The organism is Wenyingzhuangia heitensis, from assembly GCF_011762155.1.
In the GTDB taxonomy this organism is placed as follows: Bacteria; Bacteroidota; Bacteroidia; order Flavobacteriales; family Flavobacteriaceae; genus Wenyingzhuangia; species Wenyingzhuangia heitensis.
On the sequence record NZ_JAASQL010000005.1, the window covers coordinates 148,957 to 168,248 of the forward strand.

At 32.2% G+C, this 19,292-nt stretch carries 21 protein-coding genes; 20 read left to right on the forward strand and 1 reads right to left on the reverse strand.

Translation table 11 applies throughout. The features are described from left to right. The first annotated feature begins 7 nt into the window (after positions 1-7). From FHR24_RS13920 to ettA, 4 genes are all read left to right on the forward strand, one after another. Positions 8-547, forward strand: a complete 540-nt coding sequence (locus tag FHR24_RS13920) for an RNA polymerase sigma factor (RefSeq protein ID WP_208412364.1) — start codon at positions 8-10, stop codon at positions 545-547. 4 nt (positions 548-551) lie between these two features. Next, positions 552-722, forward strand: a complete 171-nt coding sequence (locus FHR24_RS13925) for a hypothetical protein (RefSeq protein WP_167190193.1) — start codon at positions 552-554, stop codon at positions 720-722. A 1-nt stretch (position 723) separates the two neighbouring features. Then, positions 724-1,530, forward strand: a complete 807-nt coding sequence (locus FHR24_RS13930; RefSeq protein ID WP_167190196.1) for a mechanosensitive ion channel family protein — start codon at positions 724-726, stop codon at positions 1,528-1,530. Positions 1,531-2,200: 670 nt separating this feature from the next. Then, on the forward strand, positions 2,201-3,892 hold the full coding sequence (gene ettA / locus FHR24_RS13935) for an energy-dependent translational throttle protein EttA (protein ID WP_167190199.1): 1,692 nt from the start codon (positions 2,201-2,203) through the stop codon (positions 3,890-3,892). A 53-nt stretch (positions 3,893-3,945) separates the two neighbouring features. Here the strand turns inward: ettA and FHR24_RS13940 are convergent, their stop codons facing one another. Then, positions 3,946-4,293: a hypothetical protein gene (locus tag FHR24_RS13940; RefSeq protein ID WP_167190203.1), complete on the reverse strand. Its 348-nt coding sequence runs from the start codon at positions 4,291-4,293 to the stop codon at positions 3,946-3,948. 214 nt (positions 4,294-4,507) lie between these two features. Here FHR24_RS13940 and FHR24_RS13945 point away from each other — a divergent pair, with 214 nt between their 5' ends. From FHR24_RS13945 to ppnP, 16 genes are all read left to right on the forward strand, one after another. Further along, on the forward strand, positions 4,508-5,731 hold the full coding sequence (locus FHR24_RS13945; RefSeq protein ID WP_167190245.1) for a c-type cytochrome: 1,224 nt from the start codon (positions 4,508-4,510) through the stop codon (positions 5,729-5,731). Between the two features lie 59 nt (positions 5,732-5,790). After that, positions 5,791-8,841 (forward strand): TAT-variant-translocated molybdopterin oxidoreductase, encoded by a 3,051-nt coding sequence (locus FHR24_RS13950; protein ID WP_167190206.1) that lies wholly within the window; start codon positions 5,791-5,793, stop codon positions 8,839-8,841. Between the two features lie 31 nt (positions 8,842-8,872). Further along, a complete protein-coding gene (nrfD, locus tag FHR24_RS13955; RefSeq protein ID WP_167190209.1) occupies positions 8,873-10,273 on the forward strand; it encodes an NrfD/PsrC family molybdoenzyme membrane anchor subunit in 1,401 nt (466 codons plus the stop codon). Beyond that, positions 10,263-10,790, forward strand: a complete 528-nt coding sequence (locus FHR24_RS13960) for a DUF3341 domain-containing protein (RefSeq protein WP_167190212.1) — start codon at positions 10,263-10,265, stop codon at positions 10,788-10,790. The genes nrfD and FHR24_RS13960 overlap by 11 nt, the downstream gene beginning before the upstream one ends. A 5-nt stretch (positions 10,791-10,795) precedes the next feature. Continuing rightward, positions 10,796-11,347 (forward strand): c-type cytochrome, encoded by a 552-nt coding sequence (locus tag FHR24_RS13965; RefSeq protein ID WP_167190215.1) that lies wholly within the window; start codon positions 10,796-10,798, stop codon positions 11,345-11,347. Between the two features lie 22 nt (positions 11,348-11,369). Beyond that, on the forward strand, positions 11,370-12,782 hold the full coding sequence (locus FHR24_RS13970) for a quinol:cytochrome C oxidoreductase (RefSeq protein WP_167190219.1): 1,413 nt from the start codon (positions 11,370-11,372) through the stop codon (positions 12,780-12,782). Positions 12,783-12,821: 39 nt separating this feature from the next. Then, a complete protein-coding gene (locus FHR24_RS13975; protein WP_167190223.1) occupies positions 12,822-13,886 on the forward strand; it encodes a cytochrome c oxidase subunit II in 1,065 nt (354 codons plus the stop codon). 37 nt (positions 13,887-13,923) lie between these two features. Next, the gene (locus FHR24_RS13980) at positions 13,924-15,699 is read left to right on the forward strand and encodes a cytochrome c oxidase subunit I (RefSeq protein WP_167190226.1); all 1,776 of its coding nucleotides are present in this window, start codon (positions 13,924-13,926) and stop codon (positions 15,697-15,699) included. Between the two features lie 312 nt (positions 15,700-16,011). Next, positions 16,012-16,248, forward strand: a complete 237-nt coding sequence (locus tag FHR24_RS15585) for a sugar-binding domain-containing protein (RefSeq protein ID WP_208412365.1) — start codon at positions 16,012-16,014, stop codon at positions 16,246-16,248. A gap of 12 nt (positions 16,249-16,260) precedes the next feature. Then, complete coding sequence (locus tag FHR24_RS15735) at positions 16,261-16,386, forward strand: hypothetical protein (protein WP_262886529.1); 126 nt, start codon at positions 16,261-16,263, stop codon at positions 16,384-16,386. Between the two features lie 118 nt (positions 16,387-16,504). Next, positions 16,505-16,843: a glycoside hydrolase family 2 TIM barrel-domain containing protein gene (locus FHR24_RS15590; RefSeq protein WP_208412366.1), complete on the forward strand. Its 339-nt coding sequence runs from the start codon at positions 16,505-16,507 to the stop codon at positions 16,841-16,843. Then, complete coding sequence (locus tag FHR24_RS15595) at positions 16,795-17,049, forward strand: hypothetical protein (RefSeq protein ID WP_208412367.1); 255 nt, start codon at positions 16,795-16,797, stop codon at positions 17,047-17,049. Before FHR24_RS15590 ends, FHR24_RS15595 begins: the two co-directional genes overlap by 49 nt. Before the next feature lie 42 nt (positions 17,050-17,091). Continuing rightward, positions 17,092-17,196, forward strand: coding sequence for a DUF4982 domain-containing protein (locus FHR24_RS15685; RefSeq protein WP_394352397.1), 105 nt, complete (start codon positions 17,092-17,094; stop codon positions 17,194-17,196). Between the two features lie 148 nt (positions 17,197-17,344). Then, positions 17,345-17,509: a hypothetical protein gene (locus FHR24_RS15605; RefSeq protein WP_317166209.1), complete on the forward strand. Its 165-nt coding sequence runs from the start codon at positions 17,345-17,347 to the stop codon at positions 17,507-17,509. 229 nt (positions 17,510-17,738) lie between these two features. Next, positions 17,739-18,593 (forward strand): family 16 glycosylhydrolase, encoded by an 855-nt coding sequence (locus tag FHR24_RS13990; protein ID WP_167190229.1) that lies wholly within the window; start codon positions 17,739-17,741, stop codon positions 18,591-18,593. A 94-nt stretch (positions 18,594-18,687) separates the two neighbouring features. Then, complete coding sequence (gene ppnP, locus FHR24_RS13995; protein WP_167190232.1) at positions 18,688-18,969, forward strand: pyrimidine/purine nucleoside phosphorylase; 282 nt, start codon at positions 18,688-18,690, stop codon at positions 18,967-18,969. Positions 18,970-19,292: the final 323 nt, after the last annotated feature.

Genomic DNA, 19,292 nt, shown 5'->3' on the forward strand with positions numbered 1-19,292 from the left:
TATTTGGTTGACAGATAATGAATTAATAGAAGAACTGGTAAAAAACAATAACACACAATTGTTTGCTGTTTTGTACGATAGATACAGTTCTGTTGTGTACAATAAATGCCTGTCTTTTGTAAAATCTAAAGAAGTAGCCGAAGATTTAACACATGATCTATTTGTTCAATTATTTGTGAAAATAAAAACATTTAAAGGCGAATCTAAGTTTTCTACTTGGTTATACTCCTATACCTATAATTTTTGCATAAATTATATTCAGAGAGATAAATACAATCAAAACGAAAAAGTTTGCGATCAGTTAGAAACTTCTTATGCAGATGTAGAAGATATAGATGATGCTTTGATTTTTGAAATTAAAGCAGAAAAATTAGTTGTAATTCTTGATAAAATTGATCCTGAAGATAAAATGATATTGTTAATGAAATATCAGGATGATATGTCTATTAAAGAATTATCTACTCTTTTAACAATAGGAGAAAGTGCTGTGAAAATGCGCTTAAATAGAGCTAAGAAAAAAGCTTTAGAAACCTCTAAAATCTTGTAATGTTATGAGTAATCCTTTTAAAGAAATACAAGAAAATCAACAACCTTCTCCAGAGCTAAGGAAAAAAGTGTTGGGAAATATAGATGCGCTAAAACTATCTTTAGATTTGGCCGATCTTTTTTTAGTAAAACAACCACAGATACTATCAACTATATTTAAAAAGAAAAAACAATAAAATGAATTTTGAGTCAGGAAAAATGGGAGAGTTTTATAGTGTAATGCTTAATTTCTTAATTGGTGCGGGTAAAATAGTTGGATTTTTAATAATTGCTTTTATCGTTTTAAAACTAACATTATACGTTGTCGAAAAAATTTTAAGAAAAATAAATCCAGACAAGGTTATTGAAAAACTAAATGAATCAGAAGCTTTTGGTAAGAAAAAAATACAAGTAGATCTTGTTAAATTTTGTCTTCCTATAGTAAAGTGGTTTGTTATTTTAATATTTATCATTATTGGGGCAGAGTTGTTACAATTAGAAGTGGTTTCTAATGGAATTTCTAACGTGATTAGTGTATTGCCTAAAGTATTTGGAGCTGTCGTAATCTTTATAATAGGTGTTTATTTAGCCAGTTTAGTGAGAACAACCATAAGAACAGTTATGAAATCTTTAGGAGAAGGAGTGGCTAATATTGTAGCAACTATTGTCTTTTACGTAATCGTAATTTTTGTTTCGGTTACATCTTTAGAGCAATTAGGGGTCAATACAGCAATTATAACAAGTAATATTACATTAATTTTTGGATCAGTATTGGTCACTTTTACACTGTCTTTTGGGCTAGGCTCCAAAGATGTTGTTACAAGACTATTGTTAGGTTTTTATACTAAAAAATCGTTGTCTGTAGGAGATAAAGTAGATGTTAATGGTTTTGTAGGAGTCGTAGAATCTATAGACAGTATTTATGTGCTTGTTAAGTCTGATTCTGAGACAATTGTATATCCTATCAAATTTATATCAGAAAATAATATAAAAATTTTAAAATAAAATGTGACCTATCTAATATTTCAGTGTCATAATAGTAGTGAATATAATAATTAATTAAATTAGGGTAATTTATTAATCGCATGTTTATTCATTAGTATAGTAATAATTAAAATAGACTATGGGGGTAGTCTATTTTTGTAAAGCCTTCTTTCACAAGAAGGCTTTTTTATTTATTATCGCATCCTAAAATAAGGTTATACATAGTAGACCCACTTTAGATATAGACTTTCCAGCTCTAAGAAAATAGGTGTTTAATTAATATGAATTGTTTTTGTTGGAGTCAGAAAACATGATAACATACCTAGAGGGGGCTAAGCTAAATAAGATATCTAACAAATTAAATAGGATATTAAGCTTTGATATCATGTAAATTAGTTAAAAACAATAACCTTGTATTTTTAAATATTGTAGTTTATTATTGAACTCTAATTAAATTTAGAAAATAGTAAATAATTCAAGTAGGGTATTTTTTCAATCATTTGTTTAATTACTGTATAGTTATATAAAATAGACTATGGGGGTAGTCTATTTTTGTAAAGCCTTCTTTCACAAGAAGGCTTTTTTTACTTTAGTAAAGTAAGTTTTAAAGAATTAACAAGCAGAGATTTTAATATGATTGTTTGCTCTATAAAAAAGAACTATTTTTGACTTTTAAAATAAATAGAATAACATGTCAGACGATAAAAAAGTAATTTTTTCCATGTCTGGATTGAGTAAAACTTACCAATCTACAGGAAAACAAGTATTAAAAAATATTCATTTAAGTTTTTTTTACGGAGCTAAAATCGGAATCTTAGGATTAAACGGTTCTGGTAAATCTACTTTGATGAAGATTATAGCAGGAGTAGAAAAAAATTATCAAGGAGATATTACTTTTCTAGATGGATATTCTGTAGGGTATTTAGAACAAGAGCCTCAGTTAGATGACGATAAAACCGTAATGGATATTGTTAAAGAGGGAGCTGCTGAAACAGTTGCTATTTTAGAAGAGTACAACAAAATAAACGACATGTTTGGTTTGGAAGAAGTGTATTCTGATGCCGATAAAATGGACAAACTAATGGCTCGTCAGGCTGAGTTACAGGACCAAATAGATGCTTCTAATGCTTGGGAGTTAGATACTAAGCTAGAAATTGCGATGGATGCTTTACGTACACCAGAGGGAGATACACCAATTAAAAACTTATCTGGAGGAGAAAGAAGAAGAGTTGCTTTGTGTAGATTGTTATTACAAGAACCAGATGTATTGCTGTTAGATGAACCTACCAACCATTTAGATGCTGAATCCGTACATTGGTTAGAACATCACTTAGCACAGTATAAAGGAACTGTAATTGCAATTACGCACGATAGATATTTCTTAGACAATGTAGCGGGTTGGATTTTAGAATTAGATAGAGGAGAGGGGATTCCTTGGAAAGGAAACTATTCATCTTGGTTAGATCAAAAAGGACAACGTTTAGCTAAAGAAGAAAAAACAGCTTCTAAACGTCAAAAAACATTAGCAAGAGAGTTAGAGTGGGTAAAACAAGGAGCTAAAGGACGTCAAGCAAAATCTAAAGCTCGTTTAAAAAACTACGATAAGTTAATGAATCAAGACCAAAAACAGGTCGAAGAAAAATTAGAAATATACATTCCTAACGGACCTCGTTTGGGAACCAATGTAATTGAAGCTAAAAATGTAGCCAAAGCGTTTGGGGATAAATTGCTATATGATAATTTAGAATTTAACTTACCACAAAATGGAATTGTAGGGATTATTGGGCCAAACGGAGCTGGTAAGTCTACTATTTTTAGAATGATTATGGGAGAACAAATTCCAGACAATGGGGAGTTTGTTGTTGGAGATACTGCTAAGATTGCTTATGTGGATCAAAACCATTCCGATATTGATCCTGAAAAATCTATTTGGCAAAACTTTTCTGATGGACAAGAATTAATCCTGATGGGGGGTAAAATGGTCAACTCTAGAGCTTATTTATCTCGTTTTAACTTTAGTGGATCTGAGCAAAATAAAAAAGTATCAACACTGTCTGGAGGTGAACGTAACCGTTTGCATTTAGCGATGACTTTAAAAGAAGAAGGAAACGTATTGTTGTTAGATGAACCTACCAACGATTTAGATGTAAATACACTAAGAGCCTTAGAAGAAGGTTTAGAAAACTTTGCAGGGTGTGGAGTGGTTATATCGCATGATAGATGGTTTTTAGATAGAATCTGTACTCATATATTAGCTTTTGAAGGGGATTCTCAGGTTTACTTCTTTGAAGGATCTTTCTCTGAGTATGAAGAGAATAAAATCAAACGTTTAGGTGGAGATGGAGTTCCAAAACGAATTAAATATAAAAAATTGATAAGATAACATCAATAAAACAAAAAAGGCTTTATCATTAGTTTGATAAAGCCTTTTTCATTTTATAAAATCTTTGCGTTTGGGTATTTTTCTCTAATAATAATAGCAATTCTTTCAGCCTCTATAGTAGAGCTATAAGCAGGGGTTAATACTTTCCAATCGGGGCTTACATAAGTAAGTTTAATAGAAATGCCTTTGTATTCTCCTTTAAACTCTTCGTAAATTTGTCTGGCTTTGTCTTCTTGGCCATTATATAATAAAACACTTACTCCATTTTTGCTGTTTTTATTATAATTTCTTTTTTTTTCAACAAAACTATTTAAAGATGGGGTAATTTCTTGTGCAAAAACAGAAGAAGAATATCCTAATACAATTGTGAATAATTTGATTAATAATGTTTTAGATGCCATAATTTATTTTTGTCTTTAGGTTCAACAAAAGTAATAAAACTAAATGACATTATTAAGTTATTTAGAATACATATAAATTAACTTTTACTACGTATATCTGTTCTTCAATTGGATGCATAATATTACTTTTGTGGCAACGTTTAAAAATGACTACAAATCTTTTTCTAGTCTTTTAGCCACGTTAGAACAATATAAAAACCTATTATACAACTGTATGAAAATTGTGAAATTACACAGAAAACTGTCTAGTGTTTTAAAGTTAAGTCTGGTGCTTTTCTTTTCTTTTTCTTTGAGTTTATCAGCACAAGATACTCCATCGGATGAGCAAGTTAAAGCGGGTAAAGCATTGTTTAATATGCATTGTGCATCGTGTCACAAGTTAGACAAAAAGGCAACGGGGCCTGCACTTGGTAAAGTAGCAGAACGTCGTGAAATGGATTGGTTACAAGCTTGGATTAAGAACAACAACAAGTTAAGAGCTTCTGGAGATGCAGATGCGAAAGCTATTTATGAGGAGTACGGAGGTGTCGCTATGAGTGTGTTTGAGTTTTTGTCAGACAAACAAATAGAAGATATTATAGCTTATACCACTGTAGGAGATGTTAAAAAAGGAGGTGCTACAGTAGCGGTAGCTCAAGCCGCTGAAGTAGATTCTACTGCCGGTGAGATTTTGCCAGTAATTGCAACAGTTGTTGTAGTGTTGGTTTTATTAGCATTAATTGGATGGGTTTTCTTGAAAAGCAATAACGGATTCTTAAAGATAGTATCTGTAATAGTGTTGGTTTTCTTAGGGGTTTATTTCGGATTTACAGCGTTAATGTCTATTGGTGTAGATGAAGGGTATCAGCCAGTACAGCCTATTGCTTTTTCTCATAAAATTCACGCAGGAGATAATAAAATTGATTGTCAATATTGTCACTCTTCAGCCAAACACTCTAAAACTTCTGGGATTCCATCGGTAAATGTTTGTATGAACTGTCATAAAAATATTTCTGAAGTATCAGATGATACTCAAGTGAAGTTAGGAGAAGGAAGAGTTTTTGATAAAACGAAATTGGATAAAGAAATTCAAAAAGTATATGATGCTGCCGGATGGGATGCAGAAAACTTAGAGTATACAGGAGAAACAAAACCTGTTAAATGGGTTCGTATACACAATTTACCAGACTTTGCATACTTTAATCACTCACAACACGTAACTGTTGCAGGTGTTAAATGTCAAAAATGTCATGGTCCTGTAGAAGAAATGGATGAGCTTTATCAATACTCTCCGTTAACAATGGGATGGTGTATAGACTGTCATAAAGAAACAGAAGTGAACATTGAAGGTAATGGATACTACAAAAAAATTCACGAACAATTATCTCATAAATATGGAGTAGAGAAGGTAACGATCGCTCAATTAGGAGGTAAGGAATGTGGTAAGTGTCATTACTAGAATATTAAGAATTTAAGCTAAGTTTTTAGTTAGCATCAACTATAGAAAAACAAATAAACATGGCATCAAACAAAAAATACTGGAAAAGTGTTGAAGAACTAAATGAAAATAGTTCTATTGTTGCTTCGCTTGAACAAAACGAATTTAATGAAGGACAAGCTCCTGAATCGTTTTTAGGTGATAAAGAAACTTTAGAATCGTCTAGTACAACAAGACGTGATTTCTTAAAATATGTTGGGTTTACAACAGCAGCTGCTTCATTAGTAGCTTGTGAAGGACCAGTCGTTAAATCGATTCCTTATGTTGTAAAGCCAGAGGAGATTACTCCAGGGATTGCAAATTATTATGCCTCTACAATTGCAGATGGTTTTGATTTTGCAAACGTATTGGTGAAAACAAAAGAAGGTCGTCCTATTTTTATTTTACCAAATAAAGAAGCTAAAGGAACTACAAACGCTCGTGTAAACGCATCTGTATTATCATTATATGATAGTTTAAGATTACAAGGGCCAAAGATTAAGGGTAATACAGCTTCTTGGTCTGATGTAAACGGAAAAATTACGGCTCAATTAGAAGAGATTTCTAAATCTGGAGAGAAAATAGTTTTCTTAACAGGTACTTTAGCAAGTCCTTCTACAGATGCTTTGATTGCTGAGTTTTCAAAAAAATACAATAATGTTTCTCACGTAGTATATGATGCTATTTCTGAATCAGCTGCTTTAGATGCTTTTCAAGAAGTTTACGGAGAAAGAGCATTGCCTAATTATAAATTGGAAGATGCTAAAACAATTGTTTCTATAGGTGCAGATTTCTTAGGAGATTGGCAAGGTGGAGGATTTGAAGCTGCGTATGCTCAAGGAAGAGATGTAAAAGCAGGGAAGTTTTCTCGCCATATTCAATTTGAAGCAAACTACTCTTTAACAGGAGCAAATGCAGATAAAAGAGTTGTGTTAAAGCCATCTGAACAATCTTATGCGTTAATCAACTTATACAATGCTATAACAGGTGAGAATTTACCATCTAAAAAAACTCCTGGTGATGCTGCTATAAAACAAGCTGCTACTCAATTGATAAAAGCAGGAAATAAAGCTGTTGTAATTACCGGAATTCAAGATAAAAATGCTCAATTAATTGCACTAGCAATTAATAACTTTTTAAGCTCTGAAATATTAGACGTTACAAACGTTAAATATACAAGAGCAGGAAATGATACTGAGGTTGCAAGTTTAGTTACTGAATTAAAAGCAGGTAAAGTAGGAGCTTTAATCACATATAATACAAACCCTGTTTACACATTGGCAAACGCTGCTGATTTTAAAGCAGGATTGTCAAAAACAAAATTAACAGTTGGGTTTTCTACTAAAGAAGACGAAACGTTAAGCGAAGTTCAGTTTGCTTTACCAATCCCTAGCTATTTGGAAGCATGGGGTGACGTTAAAATAACGGCAAATCAATACAGTTTAACACAGCCTACAATCAAACCTTTGTTTGATACAAAACAATTTCAAGATTGTTTATTAGCTTGGACTGGGCAAACAGTTTCTTATTACGATTACCTAGCTGCTTTTGCTAAATCTGAAATTTTAGGAGGTGCTTCTTGGAACAAAACATTACATGATGGTTTTGCAAAAGTTGATGTGACTTCTTTAAACGGAAATTCTATAGATGCTGTAAATGCTGCCAAAGCTTTAAAAGCAGAAACTAAAACAGGTGAGTTTGAATTAACTTTATTCTCTTCTACTGCTTTAGGTGATAGTCAGCAAGCAAATAACCCTTGGTTACAAGAGTTGCCAGATCCATTAACAAGAGCATCTTGGGATAACTACTTATTAATGTCTCAAGCAGATGCTGATAAATTAGAGTTTACAAATCCAGTACAAGATAATGGAGCTATTAACGGACAATATGCTACTATTACTGTAAACGGAGTTAAAATAGAGAATGTTCCTGTGTTAATTCAACCAGGGCAAGCACAAGGAACTATTGGACTGTCATACGGATATGGTAAAACAAAAGCGTTAAAAGAAGAGATGAAAGTAGGGGTTAACGCATATGCTGTAGCCTTTGGTGGAACTCAAATAGCTTCTATTGTTAATACTGGTGAAGAGCATTTATTTGCTTGTGAACAATTACAACACACAATAGCAGGTCGTCACGATATTTTAAGAGAAACAGGATTAGAAGATTATATTCACGGTAATGCCAAAGAATGGAATCCAAGACCTGAAGTTTCTTTAAAACACGAATCTGTAGATGTAACTTCTGTAGATTTATGGGAAGATCACGATAGATCTATTGGTCATCATTTTAACTTAAACATAGATTTAACATCTTGTACAGGATGTGGATCATGTGTAATTGCATGTCATGCAGAAAATAATGTTCCTGTTGTTGGTAAACATGAAGTACGTGTAGGTAGAGATATGCACTGGTTGCGTATTGATAGATATTACACTTCTGAAGGTGATGCAGGTTCTGCAAACAAAAAAATAAACCAAGCTTCATCAATAGATCAGGCAGATGTTTATGTTGCTTTAGAAACACCTGAGGCAATCAACCCTCAAGTTGCTTTTCAACCAATCATGTGTCAACACTGTAACCATGCACCATGTGAAACTGTATGTCCGGTAGCGGCAACATCACACGGTCGTCAAGGTCAAAATCAAATGGCATATAACAGATGTGTAGGTACTCGTTACTGTGCTAACAACTGTCCTTATAGAGTACGTCGTTTTAACTGGTTTAAATACAATAACAACGATGAGTTTGATTTCAACATGAATGATGACTTTGGTAAAATGGTATTAAATCCAGATGTAACAGTACGTTCTCGTGGAGTTATGGAAAAATGTTCAATGTGTATTCAAATGACTCAAGCGACTATCTTACAAGCTAAAAATGAAGGTAGAGTAATTGAGGCGAATGAATTTACAACAGCTTGTTCTAGTGCTTGTGCTACAGGTTCTATCAAGTTTGGAGATATAAATAACTCAGAAGATGAAGTTACTGTTTTACGTGAAGATAAACGTGCATATAGATTGTTAGAGTTCATTGGAACAGATAACAACGTAGTTTATCAAACTAAAATTAGAAATACAAACGAAGCTTAAAAAGGAATAACTAAAATTTAAATTTAATTATATGTCGTCTCATTACGAAGCACCCATCAGAGAACCTTTAGTTTTAGGGGAAAAGAGTTACCACGATATCACAATGGATATTGTAAAACCTATAGAGGGTAAGGCAAATAAAAATTGGTATATAGCATTTACAATTGCATTGATCGCATTTTTGTGGGGTGTAGGTTGTATTTTATATACAATTGGAACAGGAATTGGAGTTTGGGGATTGAACAAGAACATTGGATGGGCTTGGGATATTACTAACTTTGTATGGTGGGTAGGTATTGGTCATGCCGGTACATTAATATCAGCAGTACTTTTATTGTTCCGTCAAAAGTGGAGAATGGCAATTAACCGTTCTGCAGAAGCAATGACAATTTTTGCGGTTTTCCAAGCGGGTTTGTTTCCCTTAATTCACATGGGTAGACCATGGAACGGATATTGGGTATTACCAATTCCAAACCAATTTGGTTCGTTATGGGTAAACTTCAACTCACCTTTGTTATGGGATGTATTCGCAATTTCAACTTATTTATCTGTATCGCTAGTATTCTGGTGGACTGGTTTATTACCTGACTTTGCAATGATTAGAGATAGAGCTGTTAAACCTTTTCAGAAAAAGATATACGCTTTGTTATCTTTTGGATGGTCTGGTAGGGCAAAGGATTGGCAACGTTTTGAAGAAGTTTCATTAGTGTTAGCTGGTTTGGCAACACCATTAGTACTTTCTGTACATACTATTGTATCTATGGACTTTGCTACTTCTATTAACCCAGGATGGCACTCAACAATCTTTCCTCCTTATTTTGTGGCTGGAGCAATCTTCTCTGGATTTGCAATGGTACAAACTTTATTAGGGATAATGAGAAAGGTATCTAACTTAGAAAGTTACATTACACGTTTACACGTAGAATACATGAACATTGTAATTATGGTTACAGGTGGTATTGTAGCTGTTGCTTATGCATCAGAGTTCTTTATTGCATGGTACACAGGTTCTCCTTACGAGAATTATACATATATGTCTATTGGTGCTGCAACAGGACCTTATGGATGGGCATTCTGGTCGTTGATATTATTTAACATTGCAATACCTCAATTATTGTGGATCCAAAAAGTAAGAAGAAGTTTTATCATGTCTTTTATTATCTCTATAGCAATTAACATTGGTATGTGGTTTGAGCGTTTTGATATTATTGCAATTGTATTAAGTAAAGGTCACTTACCATCAACTTGGACACGATTTGAGCCTACATTTGTAGATGTTGGTGTATTTGTTGGTACGATTGGATTCTTCTTTGTATTGTTCTTATTATATGCTAGAACATTCCCTGTAATTGCTCAGGCAGAAGTAAAAACAATTATGAAATCTTCAGGAGAACATTATAAACAATTAAGAGACGGAAAAAATGAGCACTAATAAAGTTATACACGCATTATATAATGATGATGATGTTTTAATGGATGCCGTTAAAACAGTAAAAGAAGCTAATCATCATATTGAAGAAGTTTTTACACCGTTTCCAGTTCACGGTTTAGATAAATTATTAGGATTGCCACACACGCGTTTAGCAATATGTGCTTTCTTATACGGTTTAACAGGATTGGCTTTTGCTATTTGGATGACAAATTACATGATGATTGATAATTGGCCACAAGATATTGGTGGTAAACCAAGTTTCTCATGGATTGTAAACATGCCTGCCTTTGTGCCAATTATGTTTGAATTAACAGTTTTCTTTGCCGCTCACTTAATGGTAATTACTTTTTATATGAGAAGTAGATTATGGCCTTTTAAAGAAGCAGAAAATCCTGATCCAAGAACTACAGATGATATCTTTTTAATGGAGATTCCTGTACATAATAATGAAGAAGAATTAACAGCTTTGTTAAACACTACAAATGCTGTTGAGATTAAAGTAATTGAAAAGCACTAACAACCATGAGTAGATTATTTAAAATTACAGCAATTTTAGCAGTGGTAGCATTAACGTTTACTTCATGCGATAAAACAAAACGTAACTTACAGTTCATGCCAGATATGTATGAATCGGTTGCGGGTGAGCCATATGCAAAAAGTGTCGTTTTTACGAACGGTATTGAAGCACAAAAACCAGTTGAAGGTTCTATTTCTAGAGGACACATTCCTTATGAATATCCTGATACTAACGAAGGTTATGAGAATGCTAAGCAAAATTTAAAATCTCCATTAACAGCAGCAGATTTAGATAGTGAAAATGCAAAGAATTTATACACAATCTACTGTTCGGTATGTCACGGTAAAAAAGGTGATGGACAAGGGGATTTAGTAAAAAGAGAAAAATTCTTAGGAATTCCTAATTACAAGGATAGAGATGTTACAGAAGGAAGTATTTACCACGTAATTATGCATGGTAGAAACATGATGGGATCTCATGCTTCTCAATTAAATGAAAAAGAACGTTGGTTAATTGTTCAACACGTTCAAGAATTAAGAAACAACTTGTTAAAATAATTACCAAACACTTAGATAGATTATGTATCAATTTTCAAGTAAATTAAAAATATCAGCTATAGCCTTAATGGTTGTAGGTTTAATAGGTATTATCATCGGTTTTGCTTCTGCTCCAAGTACAGAAGCTGAAGTAGCAGAGATTTTGGCTCATCAAGAATCACATGGTACTCATGGTGAAGCTCACGCTACAAAAGAAGTTGCTCATCATGATGCACACGCAGAAGTAGCTCACGAAAATCATCATGAAGGGGTTAAACATGATGCGCATACTGTAGATGCTCACGAAACAGAAGCTCATGCAGAAGGACATAGTGATCATCACTTAGCACATGTATTACACCAATTACAAAATAGACCATGGGCAGCATTTTATGTAGCTTTGTTCTTTTTTACATTTGTAACAATTGTTGTTTTTGCATTCTTAAATATTCAAAGAGTAGCACAAGCTGGTTGGTCAATTGTATTATTTAGAGTAATGGAAGGAATCTCAGGATTTTTACCATATGTATCTGTAATATTTATTGTCTTTCTTGTAATTACAGCATTTCATGGAAATCATTTATTTGTCTGGATGGCAGATGGAACAGTAGATCCAACATCAGCAAATTACGATGAATTAATAGCAAATAAACAAGCCTGGTTAAATACTCCAAGATGGTTGATTTCTGGAATTATATATTTAGTGGGATGGAATGTATTCCGTTACTTAAATAGAAAATATTCTTTATTACAAGACAACGCAGGAGATTTAGTAAACTACTATAAAAATTATAAAATTGGAGTAGCTTTTTTAGCATTTTTCATTTTTACAGAATCTATGTCTGTATGGGATTGGATTATGGGCTTAGACCCTCACTGGTTCTCTACATTATTTGGATGGTATGTACTAGCAACTGCTTTAGTTTCTGCTTTAACAGTAATTGCAATGGTTACGGTTTATTTAAAATCTAAAGGATATTTAGAAGTAGTAAATAATAGTCATTTACATGATTTAGCAAAATTCATGTTCGGTTTTTCTATTTTTTGGTCTTACCTATGGTTCGCTCAATTTATGCTAATTTGGTATGCAGATATGCCAGAAGAAACAGTCTATTTTGTACAGCGTTTTGACGATTATAAATTTTTATTTTTAGGAATGATTCCTTTAAATTTTATATTACCAGTATTAATGTTAGTTAATAGTGACTTTAAACGTATTCCGCAAATAGTTTTAGGAGTTGGTACAATCATTTTAGTAGGACATTATATAGATGTTTTTGTAATGATTATGCCTGGAACTGTTGGAGATCAATGGGGGTTCGGAATCACTGAAATTGCAAGTATCTTATTTTTCTTAGGATTATTTATATATGCAGTATTTACTACTATAAGTAAAGCTCCATTAATTGCAAAAGGAAATCCTTTCTTACATGAGAGTGAACACTTCCATTATTAATATATATCATTACATTTGCAAAAAACTTAAAACAAAATTATGTTAGCTTTATTTTATTTTTTCGTAGCTGTTGCTTTTGCCATTGGTGTTTGGCAAGTAAATAAACTACTTACATACAGAGTTATTTTTAACGAAATTAAAGATGGTAAAAAAACCATTACTTTAGAGAACGATAACAATCCTATCGCCACAGAAAAAGATAATAATTTACAAGGTAAATTGTTTTTAATCTTTTTAATTGGATTCTACCTTTTAATGGGGTATTGCTTAATATTCCTACAAGATATTATGTTACCAGATTCAGCCTCTATAGAAGGTGAAGATTATGATAACTTATATAGAATTACTTTCTGGTTAATTGGAGTAGTACAGTTTATAACGCAAGCTTTATTATACTTTTTTGCGTATAAATACAGAGGTGTAAAAGGAACAAAAGCAACGTTCTTTGCGGATTCTCATAAGTTAGAGTTAATATGGACAACCATTCCTACTGTAGTTTTAGCAGTATTAATTTTATATGGACTATCTATTTGGAATGATGTTACTGATTTAGAAGGTGACGATGCTATTTTAGTAGAAGTTTACGCCAAGCAATTTGCTTGGGAAGCAAGATACGCTGGTAGAGATAACGAATTAGGACGTGGAAACGTTAGAAATATAGAAGGAGCAAATTCTATGGGTATTGATTTAACAGATGCTAAATCTTCTGATGATATTCCAGTACGTGAATTACACTTACCAGTAGGTAAAAAAGTGGTGTTTAAATTCCGTTCTCAAGATGTATTACATTCAGCTTACATGCCTCACTTTAGAGCACAAATGAACTGTGTTCCTGGTATGGTTACTGAATTTGGTTTTACTCCTAAATTCACGACAGAAGAAATGAGACAACAAAAAGATGTAATTCGTAAAGTTGCTAGTGTAAATAAAGTTAGACAAGCAAATGGAGACGATGCTTATGAATTTGATTACTTATTACTTTGTAATAAAATTTGTGGACCTTCACATTATAATATGCAAATGAAAATTGTTGTTGAATCAGAAAAAGATTATTTAATCTGGTTGAATCAACAAAAAACTGCAAAAGAATTATTTAAGTTATAAAACCTGTTCTTAGAATCAAAAAAAGAAAAAATTTATTATGTCAGAACATCATCATAAAGAAACTTTCGTAACTAAATATATATTTAGTTTAGATCATAAAATGATTTCAAAGCAGTTTTTAGTAACTGGTATGATCATGGGGGTTATTGGAGTTTTAATGTCTTTATTATTTAGACTTCAAATCGCATGGCCAGAGCAATCATTTTCTATTATAGAGGCTTTTTTACCAGAACGTTTCCAATCAGAAACAGGAGTAATGAAACCAGATATTTACTTAGCCTTAGTTACAATTCACGGTACTATAATGGTATTCTTTGTATTAACAGCAGGTTTAAGTGGTACTTTTTCTAACTTATTAATTCCATTGCAAATCGGAGCTCGTGATATGGCTTCTGGATTTATGAACTGTCTATCTTTTTGGTTGTTCTTTATTTCTAGTGTAATCATGGTAGTTTCTTTATTTGTGCAAGCTGGACCAGCTTCTGCTGGATGGACAATCTATCCACCATTATCTGCATTGCCACAAGCAATCCCAGGTTCAGGTACAGGTATGACATTATGGTTAGTTTCTATGGCTATCTTTATTGCACAGTCTTTAATCGGTTCTTTAAATTATATTGTTACTATTCTAAACTTAAGAACCAAAGGAATGACAATGACAAGATTGCCATTAACAATGTGGGCATTGTTTATTACAGCAATTATTGGTGTAGTTTCTTTCCCAGTATTGTTCTCTGCAGCATTGTTGTTAATTTTTGATAGAAGTTTTGGAACATCTTTTTACTTATCTGATATTTTTATAGGAGGAGAAGTATTAAACTACCAAGGTGGTTCTCCTGTATTGTTTGAGCATTTATTTTGGTTCTTAGGTCACCCTGAGGTATACATTGTATTATTACCAGCATTAGGGTTAACTTCAGAAATTATATCCACAAATTCACGTAAACCAATTTTTGGTTACCGTGCAATGATTGGTTCTATTATGGCAATTGCTTTCTTATCTACAATTGTTTGGGGTCACCATATGTTTATTTCAGGAATGAACCCTTTCTTAGGATCTGTATTTACATTTACGACTTTGTTGATTGCAATCCCATCAGCAGTAAAAGCATTTAACTATATCACAACCTTGTGGAAAGGTAACTTACAGTTCAACCCTGCAATGTTATTTTCTATCGGATTGGTATCAACATTTATAACAGGAGGATTAACAGGAATTGTTTTGGGAGATTCTGCTTTAGATATTAACGTACACGATACATATTTTGTTGTAGCACATTTCCACTTAGTAATGGGTGTATCTGCAATCTACGGAATGTACGCAGGTATTTATCACTGGTTCCCTAAAATGTACGGAAGAATGATGAACAAAACTTTAGGGTATGTCCACTTCTGGATCACTGCTATTGCAGCTTACGGAGTTTTCTTCCCAATGCACTTTATTGGTTTGGCAGGTTTACCACGTAGATATTATACAAATACAAACTTTCCATTGTTTGATGATTTAGCAAATGTAAACCAAGTAATGACTATTTTTGCATTGATTGGTGGAGTAGCACAAATTGTTTTTTTAGTAAACTTCTTTATGAGTATTTACAAAGGAAAAGTAGCTTCTCAAAACCCATGGAGATCTAATACGTTAGAGTGGACAACACCAGTGGAACATGTCCACGGAAACTGGCCAGGAGAAATTCCAGAAGTATTTCGTTGGCCATATGATTATAGCAAAGTTGATGAAAATGGAGAATATATTTTTGGAGAAGATTATATTATGCAAACGGTTCCTTTAAAAGCAGGAGAAGAAGAATCATAATAAAAAAATAGAAAGTATAAAAAACTCGATTGGGAAACCAATCGAGTTTTTTGTTTTTAATAAATCATCCAAATACTGTTTAAGACCAATACTGTTCTAAAATAGGAGTGATAGATGTTATATTATAAATTCACAAATTATTTGGTTGAAATCTATATATAAAAACATTTTTTTTAAATAAAGTTTAATAAATAGGTGTCTAAAGGGATAGTAATGATTGGTTATTTACATTATCAGATTCTAAAGATTATTCTTTAATCACATACAGTCCTAAATATTGGAGAAAATTAGATGTACCTCATAATTGGTCTATTGAAAGTATTTTTTTCTAAAAATTTAGAAGGTGCTACTGGTTTTATGCCAGGAGGTATTGGGTGGTATAGTAAAAAATTTAATACTCCCATAAACAAGAACCAAAAGCACTATGTTATTTTTGATGGTGTATACAACAACGCTGAGTTTTGGATTAACGGTATGCGCATAGGAAATCATCCTTATGGATATGCACCCATATATTATGATTTAACAGATGTATTAAAATCTAATTGAGAAGAAAACAGATTGTCTGTAAGAGTAGATCATAGTAGGTATACCGATTCTCGTTGGTATACACGTTCTGGTATTTTTAGAAATGTACAATTATTAATTACAGATAAATTACACATTCCTGTACGAATACATATATAAAAATAGACTATGTTAAAACTACACCAAGAAAAACCAGATTTGGGATACGTTCTATTCGTTTTGACAAAGACAAAGGATTTTATTTAAATGGTAAAAACAGAAAATTAAAGGAGTTTGTTTGCATCACGATGCTGGGATTGTTGGTGCTGCCTTAACCAAAGATGTTTGGAAACGTAGATTAGAATTGCTAAAAGAAGGAGGTTGTAATGCTATCCGTATAGCTCACAATCCAGCTTCATGTGAGTTTTTGGACTTCTGTGATGTAGTAGTGTATAGTTACAAACCACATAAATACTATTATTTTAAAAAAACATATTCAAACAAAGCTATGATGGGGACAGAAAATGTACCTCGTTTGTACGAATGGAAAGCTGTAGTAGAAAGAGATTTTATTCCAGACTTGTTTTTATGGACTGGAGTTATTATATGGGAGAATGTAGAGCTAAGGATTGGCTAAGAAAAGTAACAAATTATGGTCCTTTAGACATTGCAGGTTTTCCTAGAGGATCTTATTACATGTTTAAATCATTATGGAGAGATGATACTCCTGTAATAAGCATGTACACACAAACCCAAGCCAAGTCTATATACAAAGTAGATGTAAGTGGTAAAGTTGTAAAAAAGAAAAAAGGACATTGGGAATTAGCCCCAAGAGAATGGTAAAATGTAATTCCATATTGGAATTATAATAAAGGAGAACAAACCATTGTAGAAGTCTATTCTAATTGTGAAAGTGTAGAGTTGTTTCAGAATGGAAAATTTTTGGGAACCCAATACCTAAAAAATCAAGAAGATTATACATACAAATAGCCTGTGATCTATAAAAAAGGAAAATTAGTTGCTAAAGGAATAAAAAACGGAAAGAAAACAATTACAGTTTTAAAAACGGTAAACATACCTACAGAAATTAAGGGCTGACAAAACAGAAGCCAATGCCAATAATACTGATGTTATAAACATAGTAGCTCAATTAATAGATAAACATGGGAATGAAGTTAAGAATACTGAGGATCAAATAACATTTAAAATTTCTGGAGAACACCGTTTTTTAGGAACAGATTGTGGTGACAGTACCAAGTTAAATGGTTTTAATAGTAAAACTGTAAACACCAATTTCGGATAATGTTTATTAGCAATTCAAGCAACAAAAAAATAGCTAAAGTAACTGTTGTTGCTACAGAAAAAAACGGAAATGTAATTTCCAAAGAATTAACCGTATCATTTAAATAAAACCAAATATGAATAAAGTGATAAAACTATTACCGTTTTTAGGATTAGTATCGTTAATCGTTCTAAAAACTCAAGCATAAAATTTTCCAGTATCTGATCCAGATAATAAAGCCGGATGGAAATTGAATACAGAAGTAAGTGACGAATTTAATGCCCAAGAAATAAATAAAGACAGATGGTATATTGTAGGAAAGTTCAAAAACGGAAAACCATTTTACAAACATCCAGACAAACCCAACAAAAAAGTTTGGAAAGGTAGAGCTCCTTCTCAATTTTCGAGACGTAACTATCGTTTAGAGAATGGAATATTAAAATTAGAAGCTCGTTGGGAATCAGATTTTCCGTTTAGTGATGAAATTAGAAAACCTGTTATTGAAAAACCATTACCATATAAAAACATTACAACAGCTTGCTTTATCAACAGAAAAGAATTTAAATACGGATACATAGAAATTAGAAGCAAAGCCATAGATGCAGAAATTACAAGTGGTTTTTGGTCTATGGGAAAGAATTTGGAATTTGATTTTTTTGAAATGTTTGATGATGGAAGAAAAAAGGAAAAGAATACTTGGATACACAGTTGTGGTGGTCCATTGGTGATTGGAAAAAACTTAAGAGGTAAACCTTCTTATACAGCACGAAAAGACATGGGATTCCGTGGAGCTAGTAATTTTCATATATATGGAGTAGAGTGGAACGCAAACGGAATAAAATATTATATAGACGGAAAACTCTTTTCATCAGTAACTGCAGAGCAAGCAACAAAATGGGCAAAAGAAAATAGAGAAGTTGATGAAGATTACAAAGCTTATGTCGCTACCAATCCTATAAATCTATGGTTAGATATGGAAATATTTTCATGGAATGGTATGCCAGAAAGTAAAGAAGACTTAACCTTAAACGGAACACAGATACAAAAAGAAAAAGGAATTATGGATTTTGAGATTGATTATATTCGTGTTTGGCAAAAACAATAATCATTTAAAGAAGTGTTTTACAAGTTCCAATTTGTTTTTCTATCAGAATAAAGATGTGTATTTTTGACAACGAACATAAAATAGACAAACAAATATGATATCAGCAAACGAATATTTTGATGGAAATGTAAAATCATTAGCATATGAATCAGCAACAGGAAAATCTACATTAGGAGTAATGGAAGCTGGAGAGTATGAATTCGCAACTTCTTTACACGAAACAATGAATGTTGTAGAAGGAGAAATGACCGTTAAATTGCCAGGATCTACAGAATGGGTAACTTATAAAGCAGGTGAAGCATACCAAATAGAAGCAAATGAAAAATTTCAAGTAAAAGTTTCAGGGCAAACTTCTTATTTATGTCAATATAAATAAAAACAATTTCACTTTTTTTAAAACCATCAATGTAATATTGATGGTTTTTTATTTTAATAATATAAGATGTAAAAGCTATATTTTAACTTTTAACTAATTAAAAGATGGAAATACTTATGTTTTATAGAATGTTTAAATAATATTTAGAGTAATTAATAGATCTTATATTTGATATAGGCCAGTTATCTATTAAGTTTAAAACAACTTTATAATAACATAAAGAGTCCGTTAGAGCTTAATAAAATTCAGTTTAGGTGAATTAAAAGTAAAACAATTAACTATTACTCAGTGTGATTATTGTTACAACGTCCTTGTTTTAAATA

What these genes read in the sequence shown, in the direction of transcription:
- FHR24_RS13930 (WP_167190196.1), top strand. Translation starts at nt 724, where the DNA reads ATGAATTTTGAGTCAGGAAAAATGGGAGAGTTTTATAGTGTAATGCTT.
- FHR24_RS13945 (WP_167190245.1), top strand. Translation starts at nt 4,508, where the DNA reads ATGAAAATTGTGAAATTACACAGAAAACTGTCTAGTGTTTTAAAGTTA.
- FHR24_RS13975 (WP_167190223.1), top strand. Translation starts at nt 12,822, where the DNA reads ATGTTAGCTTTATTTTATTTTTTCGTAGCTGTTGCTTTTGCCATTGGT.
- FHR24_RS13950 (WP_167190206.1), top strand. Translation starts at nt 5,791, where the DNA reads ATGGCATCAAACAAAAAATACTGGAAAAGTGTTGAAGAACTAAATGAA.
- FHR24_RS13940 (WP_167190203.1), bottom strand. Translation starts at nt 4,293, where the DNA reads ATGGCATCTAAAACATTATTAATCAAATTATTCACAATTGTATTAGGA.
- FHR24_RS13965 (WP_167190215.1), top strand. Translation starts at nt 10,796, where the DNA reads ATGAGTAGATTATTTAAAATTACAGCAATTTTAGCAGTGGTAGCATTA.
- ettA (WP_167190199.1), top strand. Translation starts at nt 2,201, where the DNA reads ATGTCAGACGATAAAAAAGTAATTTTTTCCATGTCTGGATTGAGTAAA.
- FHR24_RS13925 (WP_167190193.1), top strand. Translation starts at nt 552, where the DNA reads ATGAGTAATCCTTTTAAAGAAATACAAGAAAATCAACAACCTTCTCCA.
- nrfD (WP_167190209.1), top strand. Translation starts at nt 8,873, where the DNA reads ATGTCGTCTCATTACGAAGCACCCATCAGAGAACCTTTAGTTTTAGGG.
- FHR24_RS13980 (WP_167190226.1), top strand. Translation starts at nt 13,924, where the DNA reads ATGTCAGAACATCATCATAAAGAAACTTTCGTAACTAAATATATATTT.
- FHR24_RS13960 (WP_167190212.1), top strand. Translation starts at nt 10,263, where the DNA reads ATGAGCACTAATAAAGTTATACACGCATTATATAATGATGATGATGTT.
- FHR24_RS15595 (WP_208412367.1), top strand. Translation starts at nt 16,795, where the DNA reads ATGGACTGGAGTTATTATATGGGAGAATGTAGAGCTAAGGATTGGCTA.
- FHR24_RS13970 (WP_167190219.1), top strand. Translation starts at nt 11,370, where the DNA reads ATGTATCAATTTTCAAGTAAATTAAAAATATCAGCTATAGCCTTAATG.
- ppnP (WP_167190232.1), top strand. Translation starts at nt 18,688, where the DNA reads ATGATATCAGCAAACGAATATTTTGATGGAAATGTAAAATCATTAGCA.